This window comes from Nonomuraea rubra (assembly GCF_014207985.1).
GTDB classification, from domain to species: domain Bacteria; phylum Actinomycetota; class Actinomycetes; order Streptosporangiales; family Streptosporangiaceae; genus Nonomuraea; species Nonomuraea rubra.
In genome coordinates this window covers 8247545-8267472 of the sequence record NZ_JACHMI010000001.1, presented here as the reverse complement: position 1 = coordinate 8267472, position 19928 = coordinate 8247545, and the positions used below count along the sequence as shown (strand labels likewise).

Sequence of the window (19928 nt, the reverse complement as noted above, 5' to 3'; positions counted from 1 at the left end):
GGTGACGACTGTCGCCCGCTTGATTCTGGGCGGGGTGCTGATCGCGGCGGGTGCGCTCAAGATCGGCAATCCGGCCGACTCCGTGGTGGCGGTCAAGGCCTACCAGTTGCTGCCGGAATCGATCGCCGTCGCGGTGGGCTACGCCCTGCCGATCCTGGAGATCGTCGTCGGCGTGCTGCTGGTCGTCGGCCTGCTGACCAGGGTGGCCGCGGTGGTCGCCGCGCTGCTCATGTTCGCGTTCGTGTTCGGCATCGGCTGGGCGTGGGCGAAGGGCCTGCGGATCGACTGCGGCTGCTTCGGCGGCGGCGGCCAGCTCGGAGCCGGGCAGGAGCCGACCTACCTGCTCGACATCCTGCGCGACTTCGGCCTCGTGCTGCTCGGCGCGTGGGTCGCGCGTTTCCCGCCGGGCCGCTTCGCGCTCGACGGGGCCCTCGGTCTCGGGGGCGATACTCAAGATGAGGACGAGGGGGACGACTGATGGGCAAGGGCGAGCGTACGAAGACGAAGTCGCAGTCGGCGCGCGAGAAGATCAAGGCGCAGCAGGCCGAGCAGCGGGCGCGGGAGAAGCGCCGCAAGACGGTCACGTACGTGACCGCGGGCGCGGTCGCGGTGGCCGCGGTCGGACTCGGCTGGTGGTACGCCGCCAGCATCTCCCGCCCGGAGGAGGCCGCCGGCGCGCTGGCTCCGATCACCGTGCAGGCCGACGGCACCGCCGTGATGGCGAAGGCCGGCGTCACCGCTCCGGTGGTCGACATCTACGAGGACTTCCAGTGCCCCGCCTGCAAGGAGCTGGAGCGCGTCAGCGGCCAGACCTTCAAGAACCTCGCCGCCGAGGGCAAGGCCAAGGTCGTCTTCCACCCGATCACGATCTTCTCCCAGGAGCCGACCAAGTCCAACTCCGTGCGCGCGGCCAACGCCGCCCGGTGCGTCGCCGACGGCAAGCAGTGGCTGGCCTTCCACGACCTGCTCTTCAAGAACCAGCCCTCGGAGACAGAGGAGGGCTTCAAGGTCGATCAGCTCAAGCAGTGGGGCAAGGAGGCCGGGGTCACCTCGCCCGACTTCGACCAGTGCGTCACGTCCAACAAGAACGCCGACGCGCACCTCGCGTACAGCAAGAAGATCAGCGAGGAGCAGAAGCTCAACCACACGCCGACAGTGAAATTGAACGGCACAGAAATAGACAATCAGGTACTGTTCAGCCCGGCGCAACTGCGCGATGAGATTACGGGGGCGGCTAAGTAGGCTTGCTTCCGCTACCCTCACCTGACATGCCCCTTGCCTCGATTCCCAGCCCTTCCCAAGGGGTCTGGTATCTCGGAATCATCCCGATCCGGGCTTATGCGCTATGCATCGTGCTCGGCGTCATCGTCGCCGTCTGGCTGAGCGAGCGCCGCTGGCGCGCCCGCGGTGGCCAGAAGGGGACGATCATTGACATCGCGGTCCCCGCGGTCATCTTCGGCCTGATCGGCGGCCGCCTCTACCACGTCATCACCGACTGGCAGACGTACTTCGGCAGCCGCGCGATCAAGGAGCCCATCCAGGCCCTGTTCATCTGGGAGGGCGGCCTCGGCATCTGGGGCGCGATCGCGCTCGGCGGCGTCGGCGTCTGGCTGGCCGCGCGCAGGCGCGGCCTGTCCATGACGGCACTCGCCGACACGATCGCCCCCGGCATCGCGTTCGCGCAGGCCATCGGCCGCTGGGGCAACTGGTTCAACCAGGAGCTGTACGGCTCGCCGACCACGCTGCCGTGGGGCCTGGAGATCGACGTCGACCACGGCGGCGAGCCCGGTGTCCTCTACCACCCGACGTTCCTGTACGAGTCGCTGTGGGACGTCGCGCTCGGCTTCGTGCTCATCTACCTGGGCCGCCGCCTCGCGCTGCACCACGGCCGGCTGTTCGCCCTCTACGTCGCCGGCTACACGCTCGGCCGCTTCTGGATCGAGGGCCTGCGCATCGACCCGGTCGGCGGCGTGGACCACGCGGTGGAGTTCCTCGGGCTGCGGATCAACCAGTGGACCTCGATCGTGCTGTTCGTCGGCGCGCTGGTGTACTTCTGGGCGACCAGGAACAAGACGGGCGAGGAGATCGTCGTCTCACCGTCGTCGCGCTACGAGCCGGGCGCCGAGTCCGCCGACCCGGCCCACGCCTCCGGCCAGGCGGACCCCGGCACGGGCGAGTCCTCCGACTCCACGGAACCCTCCGGGTCCACGGAATCCTCCGCGGCCGATACGCCGGAGAGCCGGGCTTCCGCGCCTGACGAGCCGGCCCAGGCCGATGACACGCCGAAGGCGGAGCCGACCAGCGAGGAGGCCGGGGCTCCGGCTTCCGCCCGCGAGGACGTCCCCGGAGACGCCGAGCAGGACGCCGACCAGGCCTCCGACCAGGACGCCGACGGGGCGAAGCTTTCTGACGCCGACGCCGAACCTGCGACGAAGGAGAAGAACTCGCGATGAACGGTCGCGCGGAGATCCACCACCGGCATCGTGACGTCACCGGAGGCTGGTTGCGGCCCTCGGTGTTCGGCGCGATGGACGGCCTGGTGTCGAACTTCGCGCTCATCGCGGGTGTCGCGGGCGGCACCGCCAACACCAGGGTGGTCGCCCTCGGCGGCGTCGCCGGGCTCGCCGCCGGGGCGCTGTCCATGGCGGGCGGCGAGTACGTCTCGGTGGCCAGCCAGCGCGAGCTGGCCCAGGCCGAGATCGCCGTCGAACGGCGCGAGCTGGCCCGCCACCCCGACGACGAGCGGGCGGAGCTGGCCCAGACCTTCGTCGACAAGGGTGTGACCCCCGGCCTGGCCGCCGAGGTGGCCAGGCAGATCTCCGCGCACCCGGAGCGGGCCCTGGAGGTCCACTCGCGCAACGAGCTGGGGGTCGTCCCGGGGGAGCTGCCGTCGCCGATGGTGGCCGCGGTCTCGTCGTTCCTGTCGTTCGCGGTGGGGGCGGCGCTGCCGCTGCTGCCGTACCTGTTCGGGGTCCAAGGGCTGGAGGTCTCCGCGGTGCTCTCGTGCGTGGCGCTGTTCGCGGCGGGGGCGCTGGTCTCCGCCGTGACGGCGCGGAGCTGGTGGTACTCAGGGCTACGCCAGCTCGTGGTGGGCGCCGTGGCGGCGGCCGTCACGTTCGCCCTCGGCAACCTGATCGGTGCGGCGGGGCTGTGATGGCTCGTCGCAGAGGCCCGTCCGGCTCCGGCGGCGGGCGGTCGAACGGCGACCGCTCAGGCCGCCCCCGAGGCACCCGCGCCACCCCGGCCCCCGACACCCACTCCCCGGGCACCGACGGCCCCGGCTTCGCTCTCCCGGGTACCGACGGCCGCGGTTCTGCTTCCCCGGGCGCCGGTGGCTGGCCGGCCGCCGATGCCGCCGACCGGCGCGTTTCGGGCACTGACGCCGGCGGCTGGCCCGTAGCTCGCGGCGGGGGAGCGGGCGGGACCGATGCCGCCGGCCGGCCCGTCGCCGGTGCGCCCAGCGGCGGGCATGCTGCGGGCGGCATGGATGATGGCGGCTGGGCTGCCGCTCGTGCCGAGAGCCACCCTGCGGGCAGTACGGACGGTCGGGGCTGGTCTGCGGCTGGCGCGGAGCGCTCAGTGGGCGGCACGGATGGTGGCGGGTGGCCCGTCGCCGGTGCCCACGGCGGTGGTCACGCTGCGGGTGGCACGGATGGTGGCGGCTGGCACGCGGCCGGCGGCGGCCGGTCCGGAGCCGACGCGGAGGGTCGCAGGCGGTCGGCGGGGACCCGCAGCGGCCGGAGGGCGGCCCGCTCGCGCGGCTCGCGATCCACGGAGCCGGTCAGCGACGACAGGCACGCCTCGGGCGCGGACAGCAGCGGTTGGCCGGCCTCAGGTGCGGACGGCAGCGGTTGGCCGGCCACGGGGGCGGACAGCGGCGGTTGGCCGGGCGCCGGTGTGGACGGTGGCGGGCGGGCGGCTGCGCGTGGTGAGGGCGGTGGCAGAGGTGCCGTTCATGATGACGGCAGCTTCATGCCCTCGCCAGGAGAGGCCGATGGCACCTGGCCGCCGAGAGACCTGCCCCACGTGCGACCGGCGAGGAGGGCCCAGACCGGCGGACGGTCGGAGGGCGGTCGTCGCCGGACAGCGGACGGTGGCACTGACGTCGATGGGGCGGCGGGGGCCGACGAGGCCGCAAGGGGTGATGAGGCCGAGCCGACGGCGTCCAGGAAGCGGCGCCGCACCCCTCGCTCGGACTGGCAGCTCCCCCTGCTCACCGACTGGGGTTTCCGCCCGGAGCAGCAGCGGCTGATGGTCATCATCGCCACGGTCGTCGCCGTCCTGGCAGGCGGGACGGGCCTGGTGGTGGCCATCACCAACCTGGGCAAGTACTCGCCCGAACAGCAGGCCAGCGCCGCCGTGCTCGGCCCCGACGCGGCCGTGCCGCAGGTGTTCCACGGCTGGGGCTCGCCGAAGCTGTTCGAGCCCCTCGGAGAGCGGGCCAAGGACGGGAAGGCCCTGACCGAGAAGGAAGTGTTCAGCGAGAGCGAACTCGCCGTCACCAAGAAGCTCAAACTCAAGCTCGTCGCCAAGCAGCTCGACGCCGACTGCTCGGCCGCGCTGTGGGGCGGCACCCTCCTCGAACGGGTCTCGGACGCGGGATGCACCCAGGCCGCCCGCGGCCTGTACGCCAGCTCCGACGGCCGGTACGTCGGCCAGTACACGCTACTCAACCTCAAGGACGGCACGTCGGCCGCCGAGCTGGTCGAATCATTGAAGACCCATTACCGCGGCGGCTGGGCGCTGCCCCTGACCTCGACCAAGGCCTCCTTCCCCGGAGGCGGCTACTCCGAGGCGGGCGGCTACGCGCTGGGCCACTACGTCGGGCTGGTGTGGATCGGCAAGGTGGACGGCGCCGAGCCCACCACCAAGGACGACTTCGTCTCCCTCACCCTGGCCCTGCGCGGGGCGGAGAAGGCCGTCTACCGCCGCGTCGTCGCGATCACGGGATCGGCCTCCTGATGGCCCGGACCGGCACCGGAGCAACCCCCTCCGACGACCCCACCCCGGCCGAGGCCGCTCCTCCGAGCAACCCTGCCTCGGCATCGGAGCCGCGGGACGATCCGTGGGCCGAGGAGGGCAGGGAGCGTCCGTGGGCCAGGCCGCTCCTCATCGCCGCTGTCATCGTCGTCGCGGCGGCCGTGGGCGCCGGCGGATGGTTGTGGGTGGGGCGCGAGCAGCCCCGCCCCGCCACCTTCCACGCCGAGCCCACCTCCGCCTTCTACAGCGCCATCGACACCCGCCAGAACGACGCCGCCCCGCTGACCCTCCAAGAGGTCTTCACGGCGGCCGGCAAGACCCTGGGCAAGATGACCCTGGCCGCGACCCGCGAGTTCACCGACTGCGACGAGGTCCTCTGGGGCGCCACGGCTCCCGGGTGCACGCAGGCGCTCCAGGCCACGTACCAGGGCGGGTCCGTGGCGGGCCAGTTCGTCATCTTCAACCTCGGCGACGGGCGCGCCGCCGACGCGCTGGTGGCGGCGCTGCGCAAGGACGGGTTCGTGCGGCAGGACATCGCGTTCGAGGCCGCCGGCAGCCGGGCACAGGCCCGCGCGATGGGGCACTACGTGACGGTGAGCTGGGTCGGCGGCACGGCCTCCGCCCAGGACCTGCTCACCGCCCTCATCGCCCTCGACGGCCTGGGCCGCGTGGTCCAGGGCCGCGTCATCGCCGCCAGCTGACCCCCGCCAAGGTGAAGCCCCGCCTGAGTCCGGGTGCGGTGCCTGCCTGCTTGTGAGAATGGGGGCGATGCGCGTGGCGTGGCCTGTGGTGCCCTGCGCACTGGCAGGGTGATGTGCCTCAAGAAAGCAGATGATGCACTGTGCGGTTCAGGGAGTGGTGCCGGTCAGGGCCTTGACCGTGGTGGCGACCGCGTCCCGGAGGGTGGACAGGCGGTGGAGGGGGGCCTCCAGCGGGGTCAGGTCATCGGACCAGCCGGCCGCCTCCCGGATCAGGGCGCGGGCCTCGTTCTTGGTCAGAGTCGTGCCCTGCGCCCTGGCCAGCGCGATGAGGGCCTCGCGCCACGTGTTGGCCAGTTTGGCGTGGCCGTTGTCCAGGATCCTGCGCAGCACCGTGTCGGCGTCACCCTCGGGCTGGGGCCGGCGTACGACGTCCAGCACGCCCTCGCCGGCCTCGCCGAGCGCGTACACGGGCGACAGCGCCGCAGGGAGGCGCGGAGTGAGGCCCGGGCCCACGACGCGGAGGTGAGCGGCGCGGGAGGCCAGCAGGAGGCGGGGGAGTGCGGCCTCCAGGCCGGCCGGGACGGCCACGGCCACCCGGGCGGGCGCGGCCGCGTACGGCTTGGCGAGCCAGGTCGAGAGCTTGACCCGAGGCTGGGCCAGCGCCTTGGGCCAGTCACCCACCAGGAGCTCGGCCCCGAACTCCGCCGCCAGCGCCGCTAGATCTGTGGGTACACCCGAGACCCGCGCCTGGGCGCCCGCGGTCTCTGACAGCGCCGCAGCGTCCCCGGACGGCACCGCGGCGCCCGCACCCCCGGAACCCTCCGCCTGAGACCTCCCAGCGCTCTCCACGGCCTGCGGGCCCTGGGTGTAGATGGCGGTCGTCTGGCGGCTCAGCCGGGACTGCACGGCCGGGCGGGTCTTGCTGGTGGGCCGGAGGATGTACAGGTCAGCGGCCGACCCGATGGCCTCCGCCCCGAAATACCGGTTGAAATCAGGGTAGATCGCCTCGTACGCGAGGTTCAGCTCCGACAGCTCCTGCTGCACCTTGAACGCCAGCAACGGCGTACGCTCGCTGGCCCCGTACGCCAGCAGCACCCGCCCCCCGTCCTTCAGCCCCTCGACGGCGCGCGCCACGAACAGGCCGGTGCCCTCCGGCGTGTACGGCGGGTCGGTGAGCGCCAGGTCGTGGTCCCTGGCCGACGGGGGCAGGCCGAGGCGCAGGTCGGCCCAGCGGGTGCGGACGCCGAGCCGCTGCTCGTCGAGGTAGGCCAGGATGCGCTCGTCGACGTCGACCACGGTCACGTCCGTCTCGGGGTGCACGAGCTTGACCGCCAGCGAGGTCAGGTCGTGGTCGCCCACGCAGAGCAGGCGCGCGCCGGGCAGCCAGAAGCGGGCGCCCAGCAGCAGCGCCCGGCGCAGGACCGTCTCGGGCGTGGCGGAGACGTGGTCGAGCACGTGGCGGGCGCGCGGGGCCTTGGCGATGAGCGTGGTCAGGCGGTCGAGGGCGGGGCCGTAGTGGGGCAGGAGGTGGGCCACCGGGTCCTCGGGGGGCGGGGCGACGGCGATGAGATCCTGGTAGGCGGGCGTGTCGGTGAGCGGGACACGGAAACGTTCGCCGTCGTGCTCCAGCCTCAGCTCGCGCAGCAGGGCCTCGACGGTGCGCCGGGACGTGGCCGTTTCCCTGACCAGATCCGCCAGGGTCCACCACTGGCCGTCGCACACGAGGGCGAGGGCGTGCCTCAGCCGCCTGCTGTCGGCCCCGGCCTCGGTGAGCAGGCGCTCGACCCCGTCACGCTCCATGGCCCAAACCCTATCGGCTCGCGGGCACTCGCTCCTCCTGGCGGAAATCGCTGTGCCGGGCGGGAATTTCGGCGGCCAGGCTCAGGGTTTGGGATAGGGAGTTCGGATGCCGAGATGGCGGCGAAAGTTCGTAATGCGGACGCGGCGGGCACCATTCCGGCAGGGTGAGGTAACCTCTACCCACGATATGCAGCAGGGCCAACGTCGTCCCTCGCCTGTGAAGCAGTTCTCGACAGACGAAGACGACGGGAGGGATTCAATGCCTGCTGCCCACCTCGGGTTCCCCGAGCCCCAGGGCCTGTACCACCCCGCCAACGAGCACGATGCCTGCGGTGTCGCCATGGTTGCCGACGTCGCCGGGCGCCGTGATCACGGCATCGTGGTCAAGGCGCTGACGGCGCTGTGCAATCTTGATCATCGGGGGGCCAAGGGTAGCGAGCCGGACACCGGCGACGGAGCCGGGATCCTGACGCAGATCCCCGATGGGTTCTACCGGGCGGTCGTGCCGTTCACGCTGCCCGAGGCCGGTGCGTACGCCACCGGCATCGCCTTCCTGCCGTTCGACGGTGAGGCCAGGGCCACGGCCGTGCGCCTGATCGAGGAGATCGCGGCCGAGGAGGGCCTGACCGTGCTCGGCTGGCGCGACACGCCGGTCGACCGGGAGCTGCCTGGGCCGAGCGCCCGGGCGGTCATGCCGCACTTCGCCCAGCTCTTCGTGTCCGACCCCGAGGGCCGCACGGGGCTGGAGCTGGACCGGCTCGCGTTCTGCCTGCGCAAGCGGGCCGAGCACGAGGCCGACGTGTACTTCCCCTCGCTGTCGTCCCGGACGGTCGTCTACAAGGGCATGCTCACGCCCGACCAGGTCGAGCCGTTCTTCCCCGACCTGAGCGACGAGCGTTACGAGACCGCGATCGCGCTGGTGCACTCGCGCTTCTCCACCAACACGTTCCCGAGCTGGCCGCTGGCCCACCCGTACCGGTACATCGCCCACAATGGCGAGATCAACACGGTCAAGGGCAACCGCAACTGGATGCGTGCCCGTGAGGCGATGCTGGCCTCCGCCCACATTCCGGGCGATATTTCGCGACTTTTCCCCATCTGTGACCCGGATGGCAGCGACACCGCCAGCTTCGACGAGGCCCTGGAGCTGCTGCACATCGGCGGCCGGAGCCTGCCGCACGCCGTCCTCATGATGATCCCCGAGGCGTGGGAGAACCACACCGAGATGGACCCGGCGCGCCGGGCCTTCTACGAGTTCCACTCCACGCTGATGGAGGCCTGGGACGGCCCCGCCTCGATCACCTTCACCGACGGCACCCTGGCCGGCGCCGTGCTCGACCGCAACGGCCTGCGCCCCGGACGCTTCTGGGTGACCGCCGACGGCCTGGTCGTGCTGGCCTCCGAGGCCGGCGTGCTGGACATCGCGCCCGAGGACGTGGTCCGCAAGGGCCGCCTGCAGCCGGGCCGCATGTTCCTCATCGACACCGCCCGCGGCAAGATCATCGAGGACGACGAGATCAAGGCCGAGCTCGCCGCCGAGCTCCCGTACTCCGACTGGCTGCACGCCGGTCTCGTCCGCTTCGAGGAGCTGCCCGCGCGGCAGCGCGAGATCCCCACCCACGAGGCGCTCGTCAAGCGGCAGCAGACCTTCGGCTACACCGAGGAAGAGCTGCGCATCATCCTGTCGCCGATGGCCAAGGTCGGCCAGGAGCCGATCGGCTCCATGGGCACCGACACGCCGGTCGCCGTGCTGAGCGAGAAGCCGCGCCTGCTGTTCGACTACTTCACGCAGCTGTTCGCGCAGGTCACGAACCCGCCGCTGGACGCCATCCGCGAGGAGCTGGTCACCTCCCTGGCCAGCACCCTCGGGCCCGAGGGCAACCTGCTGGACCCGGGGCCGAGCTCCTGCCGCCAGCTCGTGCTGCCGTACCCGGTGATCGACAACGACGAGCTCGCCAAGATCATCCACATCAACGACGAGCACGACCTGCCCGGCTTCCACCCGTACGTCATCAGCGGCCTGTACGAGGTCGCCGGCGGCGGCCAGGCGCTGCTGCGGCGGCTGGAGGAGATCAGGGCCGAGGCGTCCCAGGCGATCGCCGACGGCGCGCGCATCATCGTGCTGTCCGACCGCGGCTCCTCCGACGCGCTCGCCCCGATCCCGTCGCTACTGCTGACGGGCGCGGTGCACCACCACCTGATCCAGGAGAAGACGCGCACCAAGATCGGCCTGGTCATCGAGACCGGCGAGGCGCGCGAGTGCCACCACATGGCGCTGCTGATCGGCTACGGCGCCGCGGCGATCAACCCGTACCTCGCGATCGAGACGATCGAGGACCTGGTCGACACCGGCGCCCTGCAGATGGACAAGCACAAGGCCGTCCGCAACCTGATCAAGGCGTACGGCAAGGGCGTCATCAAGGTCATGTCCAAGATGGGCGTGTCCACGGTCGCCTCCTACACCGGCGCGCAGATCTTCGAGGCGCTCGGCCTGAGCCAGGAGGTCATCGACGCCTGCTTCACCGGCACCACCTCCCGCCTCGGCGGCGTCGGCTTCGACGTGCTGGCCGAGGAGGTCGCGCAGCGTCACCGCCACGCCTACCCGCGCGTGGAGAACGCCCACCGCAGGCTCCAGGTCGGCGGCGAGTACCAGTGGCGGCGCGAGGGCGAGCCGCACCTGTTCAACCCCGAGACCGTCTTCAAGCTGCAGCACGCCACCAGGACCCGCCGCTACGAGATCTTCAAGGAGTACACGAACCTCGTGGACTCCCAGGCGGAGCGGCTGATGACCCTGCGTGGCCTGTTCAAGCTGCGCAAGGGCAACCCGATCCCCATCGAGGAGGTCGAGCCCGCCTCGGAGATCGTCAAGCGCTTCTCCACCGGCGCGATGTCGTACGGCTCCATCTCGATGGAGGCGCACGAGACGCTCGCCATCGCGATGAACCGGCTCGGCGGCAAGTCCAACACCGGCGAGGGCGGCGAGGACCCCGAGCGCCTCTACGACCCGGCCCGCCGGTCGGCGATCAAGCAGGTGGCCTCCGGCCGGTTCGGCGTCACCTCGGAGTACCTGGTCAACGCCGACGACCTGCAGATCAAGATGGCCCAGGGCGCCAAGCCCGGCGAGGGCGGCCAGCTGCCAGGCCACAAGGTCTACCCGTGGATCGCCAAGACCAGGCACTCCACGCCCGGCGTCGGCCTCATCTCGCCGCCGCCGCACCACGACATCTACTCGATCGAGGACCTGGCCCAGCTCATCCACGACCTGAAGAACTCCAACCCGGAGTCCAGGGTCCACGTGAAGCTGGTCGCCGAGGTCGGGGTCGGCACGGTCGCGGCCGGCGTGTCGAAGGCGCACGCCGACGTGGTGCTCATCTCCGGCCACGACGGCGGCACCGGCGCCTCGCCGCTGACGTCGCTCAAGCACGCGGGCGCCCCGTGGGAGCTCGGCCTGGCCGAGACCCAGCAGACGCTGCTGCTGAACGACCTGCGCGACCGCATCGTCGTCCAGGTGGACGGCCAGCTCAAGACCGGCCGCGACGTCGTCATCGCCGCGCTGCTGGGCGCCGAGGAGTACGGCTTCGCCACCGCTCCGCTCGTCGTCTCCGGCTGCGTGATGATGCGCGTCTGCCACCTCGACACCTGCCCGGTCGGCGTGGCCACGCAGAACCCCGAGCTGCGCAAGCGCTTCACCGGCAAGCCCGAGTTCGTGGTCAACTTCTTCGAGTTCATCGCCGAGGAGATCCGCGAGTACCTCGCCGAGCTGGGCTTCCGCTCGCTCGACGAGGCGATCGGGCACGCCGAGATGCTCGACATGACCGCGGCCGAGGACCACTGGAAGGCCAGCGGCCTGGACCTGTCGCCGATCCTGCACCAGCCGGAGCTGCCCGCGGGCACCCCGCTGCGCCGCACGGTCGAGCAGGACCACGGGCTGCAGCACGCGCTGGACAACACGCTCATCCAGCTCGCCGAGGGCGCCATCGACGACGGCACCCCGGTCACGCTGGAGCTGCCCATCCGCAACGTGAACCGCACCGTCGGCACCATGCTCGGCTACCAGGTCACCAAGCGGCACGGCGGCAAGGGCCTGCCCGACAACACGATCGACATCTCGTTCACCGGCTCGGCGGGCAACTCGTTCGGCGCGTTCGTGCCGCGCGGGATCACGCTGCGGCTGGCCGGCGACGCCAACGACTACCTCGGCAAGGGCCTGTCCGGCGGGCGGATCACCGTCCGGCCGCACGACGAGGCCCCGCTCGACGGCCACATCATCTCCGGCAACGTCGCCCTCTACGGGGCCACGTCCGGCGAGGTGTTCGTCCGCGGCGTCGTGGGCGAGCGGTTCTGCGTGCGCAACTCCGGCGCCACGGCGGTCGTCGAGGGCGTCGGCGACCACGGCTGCGAGTACATGACCGGCGGCAAGGTCGTGGTGCTCGGCCAGACCGGGCGCAACTTCGCGGCCGGCATGTCGGGCGGCATCGCGTACCTGCTGGACCTCAAGCCCGAGCGGGTCAACCGCGAGATGGTCGCCATCGAGGCGCTCACCGAGCAGGACAACGAGTTCCTCAAGGAGACGGTCGAGAAGCACTTCGCGGAGACCGGCTCGCCGGTCGCCAAGGCGCTGCTGGCCGACTGGGACGCGGCGCTCGCCAGGTTCGGCAAGATCATGCCGACCGACTACAAGAGGGTGCTGGAGGCCGCCGAGGCCGCCCGCATCGAGGGCAGGGACATCGACGAGGCGGTCATGGCCGCCGCGGTTAAGGGATAAGGGAGGCGTACCGAATGGCTGACCCGAAGGGTTTTCTCACGCACGACCGGGAGCTGCCGGCGCGCCGCCCCGTGGACGTCCGCATCAGCGACTGGCGCGAGGTCTACCAGGACTTCTCGCAGGAGAAGCTGACCAAGCAGGCGGCCCGCTGCATGGACTGCGGCATCCCGTTCTGCCACAACGGCTGCCCGCTCGGGAACCTCATCCCCGAGTGGAACGACCTCGTCTTCCGCACCGACTGGCGCGAGGCGATCGAGCGGCTGCACGCCACCAACAACTTCCCGGAGTTCACCGGCAGGCTCTGCCCGGCTCCGTGTGAGGCGGCGTGCGTGCTCGGCATCAACTCCGACCCCGTCGCGATCAAGCGGGTCGAGGTCGAGATCATCGACCGCGCGTTCGCCGAGGGCTGGGTGACCCCGCAGCCGCCGGCCGTCAAGACCGGCAAGAAGGTCGCGGTCGTCGGCTCCGGCCCCGCCGGGCTCGCCGCCGCCCAGCAGCTCACCCGCGCCGGGCACGACGTGGTCGTGTTCGAGCGGGCCGACCGCATCGGCGGGCTGCTGCGCTACGGCATCCCCGAGTTCAAGATGGAGAAGCGGCACATCGAGCGCCGCCTGGAGCAGATGCGGGCCGAGGGCACCGAGTTCCGCACCGGCGTGAACGTCGGCGTCGACATCACGGCCGCCGAGCTGCGCGAGCAGTTCGACGCCGTGGTGCTGTCCGGCGGCGCCACCCAGTGGCGCGACCTGCCGGTGGCAGGGCGCCAGCTCAAGGGCATCTACCAGGCGATGGAGTACCTGCCGCTGTCCAACAAGGTCCAGGAGGGCGACTACGCGGTCTCGCCCATCTCGGCCGAGGGCAAGCACGTCGTCGTCATCGGCGGCGGCGACACCGGCGCCGACTGCATCGGCACCGCGATCCGGCAGGGTGCCGCGTCCGTCACCCAGCTCGAGATCATGCCGCAGCCGCCGAGGTCCAGGCCCGGCAGCCAGCCGTGGCCGACGTTCCCCATCCTGTTCAAGATGGAGAGCGCCCACGAGGAGCTGGCGGACGGCGGCGGGCAGCGCGTCTACGCCGTCTCCACCACCGAGTTCGTCGGCGACGCGGACGGCAACGTGCGCGCGCTGCGGCTGGTCGAGGTCGAGGGGCCGCAGAACGGGTTCAAGCCGATCCCCGGCACCGAGCGGGAGATCCCGGCCGATCTGGTCACGCTGTCCATGGGCTTCGTCGGGCCGGAGAAGGGCTCGCTGCTGCAGGACCTGGCCGAGGCCGGCGGTGACGGCTTCTACGACGCCAGGGGGAACGTGGCGCGCGACAAGACGTACATGTCCAAGGTGGACGGCGTCTTCGTGGCGGGCGACATGGGGCGCGGGCAGTCGCTGATCGTGTGGGCCATCGCCGAGGGCCGCGCCGCCGCCTCCGGCGTCGACCGCTTCCTCACCGGCGACACGGCGCTCCCGTACCCGATCCTGCCCACTGCTCGTCCGCTCGTCTGACGGCTGCACGGCCCGGCTTCCACAGCCGGGCCGTTGTCGTTTCACGGCCACCGTCCTTTACGGCAAGCCGACGTCACCCCACCCGCCGCACGTGGCCGAGGGCCTCCAGGGAAACGCCCGCTGAACCCGCACGGGGCCGGGCGCCGTCACGTGCGCGTCCTTGGCCGTCCGCGTGGTCACGGCCCGGCCGAGGGGGTCAGCAGGCCCGCGCGACGGCGTCGAGCACGCGCTGCGAGTCCGGGTCGGCGGCCCGGTAGATGATCAGCCGCTGCCCGGGCGCCTGCAGCGGGGCCAGCACCTCGTACTCGACCGTCAGCGGCCCTTCCGTGGCGTGCCGCAGCCGCTTCTGCCCCCTGGCGTTGACCCGCACGTCGCGCATCGCCCACAACCGGGCGAACTCCTCGTTGCCCGAGGTCAGCTCCTCGACCAGGTCCGCCAGGCGCTTGTCGTCGGGATGGGCCGCCCAGGAGGCCCGCAGGTCGGCGATGCCCTCGCGCACCGTGCGCTCCCTGTCGCGGAAGAAGTGGTCCAGGCCCGGGTGCAGCATGCACAACCACAGGCTGTTGCGCTGCCTCGGCGGCAGGCTGCCGAAGTCGAGCATCAGGCCGGCCATCTCCGGGTTCCACGCGATGATGTCGAAGCGGTGATTGACCACCATGGCCGGCAGCGGCGACAGGTCCAGGACCAGCCGGGACAGTGGCCCGGCCTCGTCGCCGGCCGGGCCCTCGCGCTCGGGCCTGCTGGTCGGCCGCTGCCGGGCCAGGTCGAACAGGTAGAGCCGCTCGTCCTCGCTCAGCCGCAGCGCCGCGGCCAGCGCCTCCAGCACCTCGGGTGAGGGCCGCAGCCCGCGCCCCTGCTCCAGCCGGATCACGTAGTCGACGCTGACGCCGGCCAGCTCCGCGACCTCTTCCCTGCGCAGCCCCGGCGTGCGGCGGTGGGTGCGGCGCGCCGGCAGCTCGACGTCGCCGGGGCGCAGCCGCTCGCGGCGCGTCCGCAGGAAGGCCGCGAGCTCGCGGGTCTGGTCGACGGTGCTCATCGCCTAGATCTTACGGCCGCAGGCCCGCCCCGGCCGCGCACTGCCCGGAGCCGCGTACCCGCCGCGCGTCCGTCGCGGGCGCTGCCTGGGACGGCCGATCCCAGGAAGAGCCTTCCCTTACCCATGGCTCGCGCCCCGAGCACGCTTGGACGCATGACAACTCTTGACACCTACCGCTTGCTGGGCCGTTCCGGCCTGCGGGTCTCGCCGCTGTCGCTGGGCACGATGACGTTCGGGACCGACTGGGGCTGGGGCTCGGACAAGGAGGAGTCCCGCCGCATCTTCGACGCCTACGTGGAGCGCGGCGGCAACTTCATCGACACCGCCAGCCAGTACACCAACGGCACCGCCGAGACCTTGGTCGGCGAGTTCGCGGCCGGGCGGCGCGAGCAGCTCGTGCTGGCCACGAAGTACAGCATGGCCAGGCGCCAGGGTGACCCGAACTCGGGCGGCAACCACCGCAAGAGCATGGTCCGGTCCGTCGAGGCCAGCCTGCGCCGCCTCGGCACCGACCACCTCGACCTGCTCTACCTGCACGCCTGGGACTTCACCACCCCTGTGGAGGAGATCCTGCGCGCCATGGACGACCTCGTCAGGATGGGCAAGGTGCTCTACGTCGGCATCTCCGACACGCCCGCCTGGCAGGTGTCGCGCATGCAGGCCATCGCCGACCTGCGCGGCTGGTCGCCGCTGATCGCCCTGCAGATCGAGTACAGCCTGATCGAGCGGACGGGGGAGCGCGACCTGATCCCCATGGGCCGCGAGCTGGGCCTCGGGGTCATCCCCTGGTCGCCGCTGGGCAGCGGCGTGCTCACCGGCAAGTACACCCGGGCTGACCTGTCCCACGAGATCTCCGCCGACCCGTCGGGCACCCGCAAGAACGTGGCGGCGGCCAACGGCTCCCTAACCGAGCGCTCGCTCGGCATCGCCGAGGTGGTCAAGCGGGTGGCGGACGAGCTGGGCGCGACGCCGTCGCAGGTGGCGCTGGCCTGGACGCTGCTGGAGCCCGCCGTGACGGCGCCCATCGTCGGCGCCCGGACGCTCGCCCAGCTCGAGGACAACCTGGGCGCGCTCGACGTGCGCTTCACCGGCGCGCAGATCGCCACGCTCGCCGAGGCCAGTGAGGTGGACCTGGGCTTCCCGCACGAGTTCCTGCGGCGGCCGATGTCGCGCGGGGTCATCTCGGGCGGCGTCACGCTCGATCCGGCCCGCTGAACGGCGCGGCCGGCGCACCACTGCGAGGGCCTGACCGGGACGCGGGCCAGGAGCGGCGCGGGCCCGGCGCGGCGGCTCTGGCCAGGGACGGAGCGGACCTCCGATGGAGGTCCGCTTCGTCGTATTCGACCGAAATTTCACCACTAAGTTGCATCAGGGGATTACTGTCGGGAAGATTCAGGTTCTGCGGCAAGTCGGCGGATGGGGGAAGAATGCGGCGGGTCGCCTCGGGCTTGACGGCGCTGGCCGCCGTGGTCGCGCTCGGCGCCTGCACGCCGGCCGCGTCCCGCGAGGCCGCCACCCCGCAGGCCGAATTCCTCGTCTTCTACGACTTCGGCAAGCAACGCCAGGCCGAGGCCGCCGTCGAACGCGCCGGCGGCACCACGATCTCCGCCGACACCAGGCTCGGCTACCTCATGGCCGCCGGCTCGGGCTCCGGGTTCGAGGAGGCCGTGGGCGCGGACCCGGCCATCGCCGGCGTCTCCCCGGACCGCCGCATCGGCTACGCCACCTCCCGCCCCGCCACGGAGGCCGCCGCCCGCAGGGCCGCGTTCCCCGATGAGAAGGCGTTCACCAAGACCAAGGGAGAGCCGCTCGCGGGCCGCCAGTGGGACATGCGCATGATCGGAGCCGACCGCGCCCACGCCAAGGCGCCCGGCACCCGGCAGGTCCTCGTCGGCGTCATCGACACCGGCGTGGACGGCAAGCACCCCGACATCGCCCCCAACTTCAACCGCGAGCTCAGCCGCAACTTCGTCACCGACAAGCCCAAGGACGAGTACGGCGAGACGCTGGACGGCCCCTGCGAGGCGTCCGGCTGCAAGGACGCCGTGGACGTGGACGACGACGGCCACGGCACCCACGTCGCCAGCACCATCGCCTCCCCGCTGAACGGCCTGGGCATCGCCGGCGTCGCCCCGGGCGTGCAGATCGTGAACCTCAGGGCGGGCCAGGACTCAGGCTTCTTCTTCCTCAAGCCCAGCCTCGACGCCCTCACCTACGCCGGCGACATCGGCGTGGACGTCGTGAACATGAGCTACTTCGTCGACCCCTGGCTGTTCAACTGCGCGAACAACAAGTCCGACACCAGGAAGCAGCAGCTCGAACAGCAGGCCATCATCACCGGCATGCAACGCGCCCTCGACTACGCCCGCCAGCGCGGCGTCACGCTGGTCTCCGCCCTCGGCAACGGCTCGACCGACCTCGGCCACCCCCAGGTCGACAAGCAGAGCCCCGGCTACCCGAAGGGCGACGAGAAGGAGCGCCAGGTCGACAACTCCTGCATCAACGTGCCCGCCGAGTCCAACGGCGTCATCTCCGTCTCGGCCCTGGGCCCGTCCGGGCGCAAGGCCGTCTACAGCGACTACGGCAACGAGCAGACCGACCTGTCGGCGCCGGGCGGTGACGTGCTCGACGGGCAGGGCACCCAGGCCACCCGGTCGATCCTGGCCGCCGCGCCCGAGCACGTGCTGCGCGCGGCAGGCCGCATCGACGCCAAGGGCGAGCCCAAGGGCGCCGACGTCGTCAAGGACTGCACCGGCGGCACCTGCTCCTACTACCAGTACCTCGAAGGCACCTCGATGGCCTCGCCGCACGCCGCCGGCGTCGCGGCGATCATCGTCAGCCGCTTCGGCAAGCCCGGCAAGGGCGGGCTCGACCTCGCCCCGGCCACGGTCGAGCAGCTCCTCTACAAGACCGCCACGCAGAGGGCCTGCCCGACGCCCCGCCAGTACGTGTACAAGATCTTCGGGCAGACCGAGACGCACGCGTGCGAGGGAGCCCCGTCCGACAACGGATTCTACGGCCACGGCATCGTGGACGCCTGGAAGGCCGCTACCGTCGAACCATGATGTATCGCCTTCTCGCGGACGCCGCGATGGTGGTGCACTTCGCCTTTCTCCTCTACATGGCCGTGGGCGGGTTCCTCGCCTGGCGCTGGCGGCGTACGATCTGGGCGCACCTCGCCGTCGCCGCCTGGGGCGTACTCTCGGTCGTGGCCGGCGTCGAGTGCCCCCTCACCCTCGCCGAGGACTGGGCGCGCCACGGCGCGGGCCAGGAGGGGTTACCCGCCAGCGGCTTCATCGACCACTACATCGAGGGAGTGATCTACCCGGAGGAGTACACGAACTTGGCGCGACTTGGGGTTGCCGTTCTCGTTCTGTTCTCCTACGTCGGGTACGTTCTCCGTCGTCAGTGACTGCCAAGTGGTCTGTACCAATTAAGGTAGGACTCGTGACTCGTCGCGCGAAAATCGTCTGCACTCTAGGCCCCGCCACATCCTCGGAAGAACGCCTCCGCGAGCTGATCGCCGCGGGCATGGACGTGGCACGGTTCAACCTCAGCCATGGCAATCATGACCTGCACAGAGAGGTTTACGACCGGGTCAAGGCGGTGGCGGCCGACCTCGGCCGCGGTGTAGGCGTGCTCGCCGACCTGCAGGGCCCCAAGATCCGTGTCGGCACGTTCGAGGAAGGCCCCGTCAGGCTGGGCTTCGGCGACGTCTTCACCATCACCACCGAAGACGTGCCGGGCGACCGCGAGCAGGTCTCCACCACCTACAAGGGGCTGCCCAAGGACGTCCGCCCCGGTGACACGATCCTCGTCGACGACGGCCGCCTCGTGCTGGAGGCCACCCGCGTCGACGGCGAGCGCATCATCACCCGCGTCGTCATCGGCGGCATGATCTCCGACAACAAGGGCCTCAACCTGCCGGGCGTCAACGTCAGCGCCCCGGCGCTCACCGACAAGGACGAGGCCGACCTGCGCTGGGCGCTGCGCACCGGCTTCGACATGATCGCCCTGTCCTTCGTCCGCCGCCCGTCCGACGCCGACGTGGTGCGCAACATCATGGAGCAGGAGGCCGTCCGCCTCCCGCTGCTCGCCAAGATCGAGAAGCCGCAGGCCGTCGACCGCCTCCCCGACATCGTCGAGGCGTTCGACGGCATCATGGTCGCCCGCGGCGACCTCGGCGTCGAGCTGCCGCTGGAGCAGGTCCCGATCGTGCAGCGGCGGATCATCGAGCTCTGCCGCGAGAAGGCCCGCCCGGTCATCGTCGCCACCCAGATGCTCGACTCGATGATGAACGCCCCGCGCCCCACCCGCGCCGAGGCCTCCGACGTGGCCTACGCGGTCATGGACGGCGCCGACGCGGTCATGTTGTCGGGCGAGACCTCGGTCGGCAACTACCCGATCGAGGCCGTCTCCACGATGGACCGCATCGCCTGCGCCGCGGAGAAGTCCTCCCTGCACGCCACCCACACGCTGGAGCGCATGCCGGAGACCACCGGCGGCGCCATCGCCCGCGCCGCGGCCGAGGTCGGGGCGATCGTGGGGGCCAAGGCGCTGGTGGCGTTCACGATGTCGGGGGAGACGGCGCGCCGGCTGGCCCGCTACCGCTCGCCGATCCCGCTGCTCGCCTTCACCTCCGCGCCGCACGTGCGGGGGCAGCTGTCGCTGACGTGGGGGGTGGAGACGTTCCACGTGCCGTTCGTGCACCACACGGACGACATGGTGCGGCAGGTGGAGGCGTCGCTGCTGTCGCTGGGGCGGCTGGAGAAGGGCGACAAGGTCGTCATCGTGGCCGGCTCGCCTCCCGGCACCCCGGGCTCGACGAACGCCCTGCGCGTCCACACAATCGGCTCCGCGGTCTCCCACGCGCACTGACCTTGTGACCCGCCGTGCGTGCGGCGACTCTCCGTGACCCCGCCGTGTGTGCGGCGATCTCTGATCGCGGCGTGATGCCCCTTCTTTTACGCTGCGACGTGGCCCGCCACCCGCCGCACTCCGGCGGGCGGCCCTCCATGTAACGGCCTCTGACCCTTCACCGGCTGAGCGCCGTTACGCGAGCCCACGTGGGCCGTCTCCGTGGTTCAAGGAGCAGCCGGGCTACCGGGGGTCCAGGCTTGCCCGCTGAAGCAGGCCGGCCCGGCGACGCCCTG

At 71.4% G+C, this 19928-nt stretch carries 14 protein-coding genes; 12 read left to right on the top strand and 2 right to left on the bottom strand.

Features of this window, described 5'->3' with window-relative positions; translation table 11 throughout:
* The first annotated feature begins 1 nt into the window (after position 1).
* The 6 genes from HD593_RS37515 (at position 2) to HD593_RS37490 (ending at position 5681) form a co-directional block, all read left to right on the top strand.
* Positions 2–478, top strand: a complete 477-nt coding sequence (locus tag HD593_RS37515; protein WP_312903978.1) for a MauE/DoxX family redox-associated membrane protein — start codon at positions 2–4, stop codon at positions 476–478.
* Positions 478–1242, top strand: coding sequence for a DsbA family protein (locus tag HD593_RS37510; RefSeq protein WP_185106649.1), 765 nt, complete (start codon positions 478–480; stop codon positions 1240–1242). The genes HD593_RS37515 and HD593_RS37510 overlap by 1 nt, the downstream gene beginning before the upstream one ends.
* A 26-nt stretch (positions 1243–1268) precedes the next feature.
* Positions 1269–2453 (top strand): prolipoprotein diacylglyceryl transferase, encoded by a 1185-nt coding sequence (gene lgt / locus HD593_RS37505; protein WP_185106648.1) that lies wholly within the window; start codon positions 1269–1271, stop codon positions 2451–2453.
* Positions 2450–3154 carry a VIT1/CCC1 transporter family protein gene (locus tag HD593_RS37500; RefSeq protein ID WP_185106647.1) on the top strand — a complete coding sequence of 235 codons (705 nt, stop codon included), beginning with the start codon at positions 2450–2452 and terminating at the stop codon, positions 3152–3154. The genes lgt and HD593_RS37500 overlap by 4 nt, the downstream gene beginning before the upstream one ends.
* Positions 3155–4026: 872 nt before the next feature.
* Positions 4027–4962 carry a hypothetical protein gene (locus tag HD593_RS37495; RefSeq protein ID WP_221525178.1) on the top strand — a complete coding sequence of 312 codons (936 nt, stop codon included), beginning with the start codon at positions 4027–4029 and terminating at the stop codon, positions 4960–4962.
* Positions 4962–5681 (top strand): hypothetical protein, encoded by a 720-nt coding sequence (locus HD593_RS37490; protein ID WP_185106645.1) that lies wholly within the window; start codon positions 4962–4964, stop codon positions 5679–5681. Before HD593_RS37495 ends, HD593_RS37490 begins: the two co-directional genes overlap by 1 nt.
* A gap of 147 nt (positions 5682–5828) precedes the next feature.
* Here HD593_RS37490 and HD593_RS37485 read toward each other — a convergent pair whose 3' ends face one another.
* Positions 5829–7481: a bis-aminopropyl spermidine synthase family protein gene (locus tag HD593_RS37485; RefSeq protein WP_185106644.1), complete on the bottom strand. Its 1653-nt coding sequence runs from the start codon at positions 7479–7481 to the stop codon at positions 5829–5831.
* Positions 7482–7740: 259 nt separating this feature from the next.
* On the opposite strand from HD593_RS37485, the gene gltB reads away from it, so the two are divergent.
* Positions 7741–12246: a glutamate synthase large subunit gene (gene gltB / locus HD593_RS37480; protein WP_185106643.1), complete on the top strand. Its 4506-nt coding sequence runs from the start codon at positions 7741–7743 to the stop codon at positions 12244–12246.
* A gap of 14 nt (positions 12247–12260) precedes the next feature.
* On the top strand, positions 12261–13739 hold the full coding sequence (locus HD593_RS37475; RefSeq protein WP_185106642.1) for a glutamate synthase subunit beta: 1479 nt from the start codon (positions 12261–12263) through the stop codon (positions 13737–13739).
* A gap of 196 nt (positions 13740–13935) precedes the next feature.
* Here HD593_RS37475 and HD593_RS37470 read toward each other — a convergent pair whose 3' ends face one another.
* Entirely contained in the window at positions 13936–14775 is an 840-nt protein-coding gene (locus tag HD593_RS37470; RefSeq protein ID WP_185106641.1) for a helix-turn-helix transcriptional regulator, read from the bottom strand.
* A gap of 153 nt (positions 14776–14928) precedes the next feature.
* Between HD593_RS37470 and HD593_RS37465 the strand changes: the two genes are divergently transcribed.
* The 4 genes from HD593_RS37465 (at position 14929) to pyk (ending at position 19653) form a co-directional block, all read left to right on the top strand.
* On the top strand, positions 14929–15990 hold the full coding sequence (locus HD593_RS37465; RefSeq protein ID WP_185106640.1) for an aldo/keto reductase: 1062 nt from the start codon (positions 14929–14931) through the stop codon (positions 15988–15990).
* Positions 15991–16202: 212 nt separating this feature from the next.
* The gene (locus tag HD593_RS37460; RefSeq protein WP_185106639.1) at positions 16203–17840 is read left to right on the top strand and encodes a S8 family peptidase; all 1638 of its coding nucleotides are present in this window, start codon (positions 16203–16205) and stop codon (positions 17838–17840) included.
* The gene (locus HD593_RS37455; protein WP_185106638.1) at positions 17837–18187 is read left to right on the top strand and encodes a DUF2784 domain-containing protein; all 351 of its coding nucleotides are present in this window, start codon (positions 17837–17839) and stop codon (positions 18185–18187) included. The genes HD593_RS37460 and HD593_RS37455 overlap by 4 nt, the downstream gene beginning before the upstream one ends.
* A 35-nt stretch (positions 18188–18222) precedes the next feature.
* On the top strand, positions 18223–19653 hold the full coding sequence (gene pyk / locus HD593_RS37450) for a pyruvate kinase (RefSeq protein ID WP_185106637.1): 1431 nt from the start codon (positions 18223–18225) through the stop codon (positions 19651–19653).
* Positions 19654–19928: the final 275 nt, after the last annotated feature.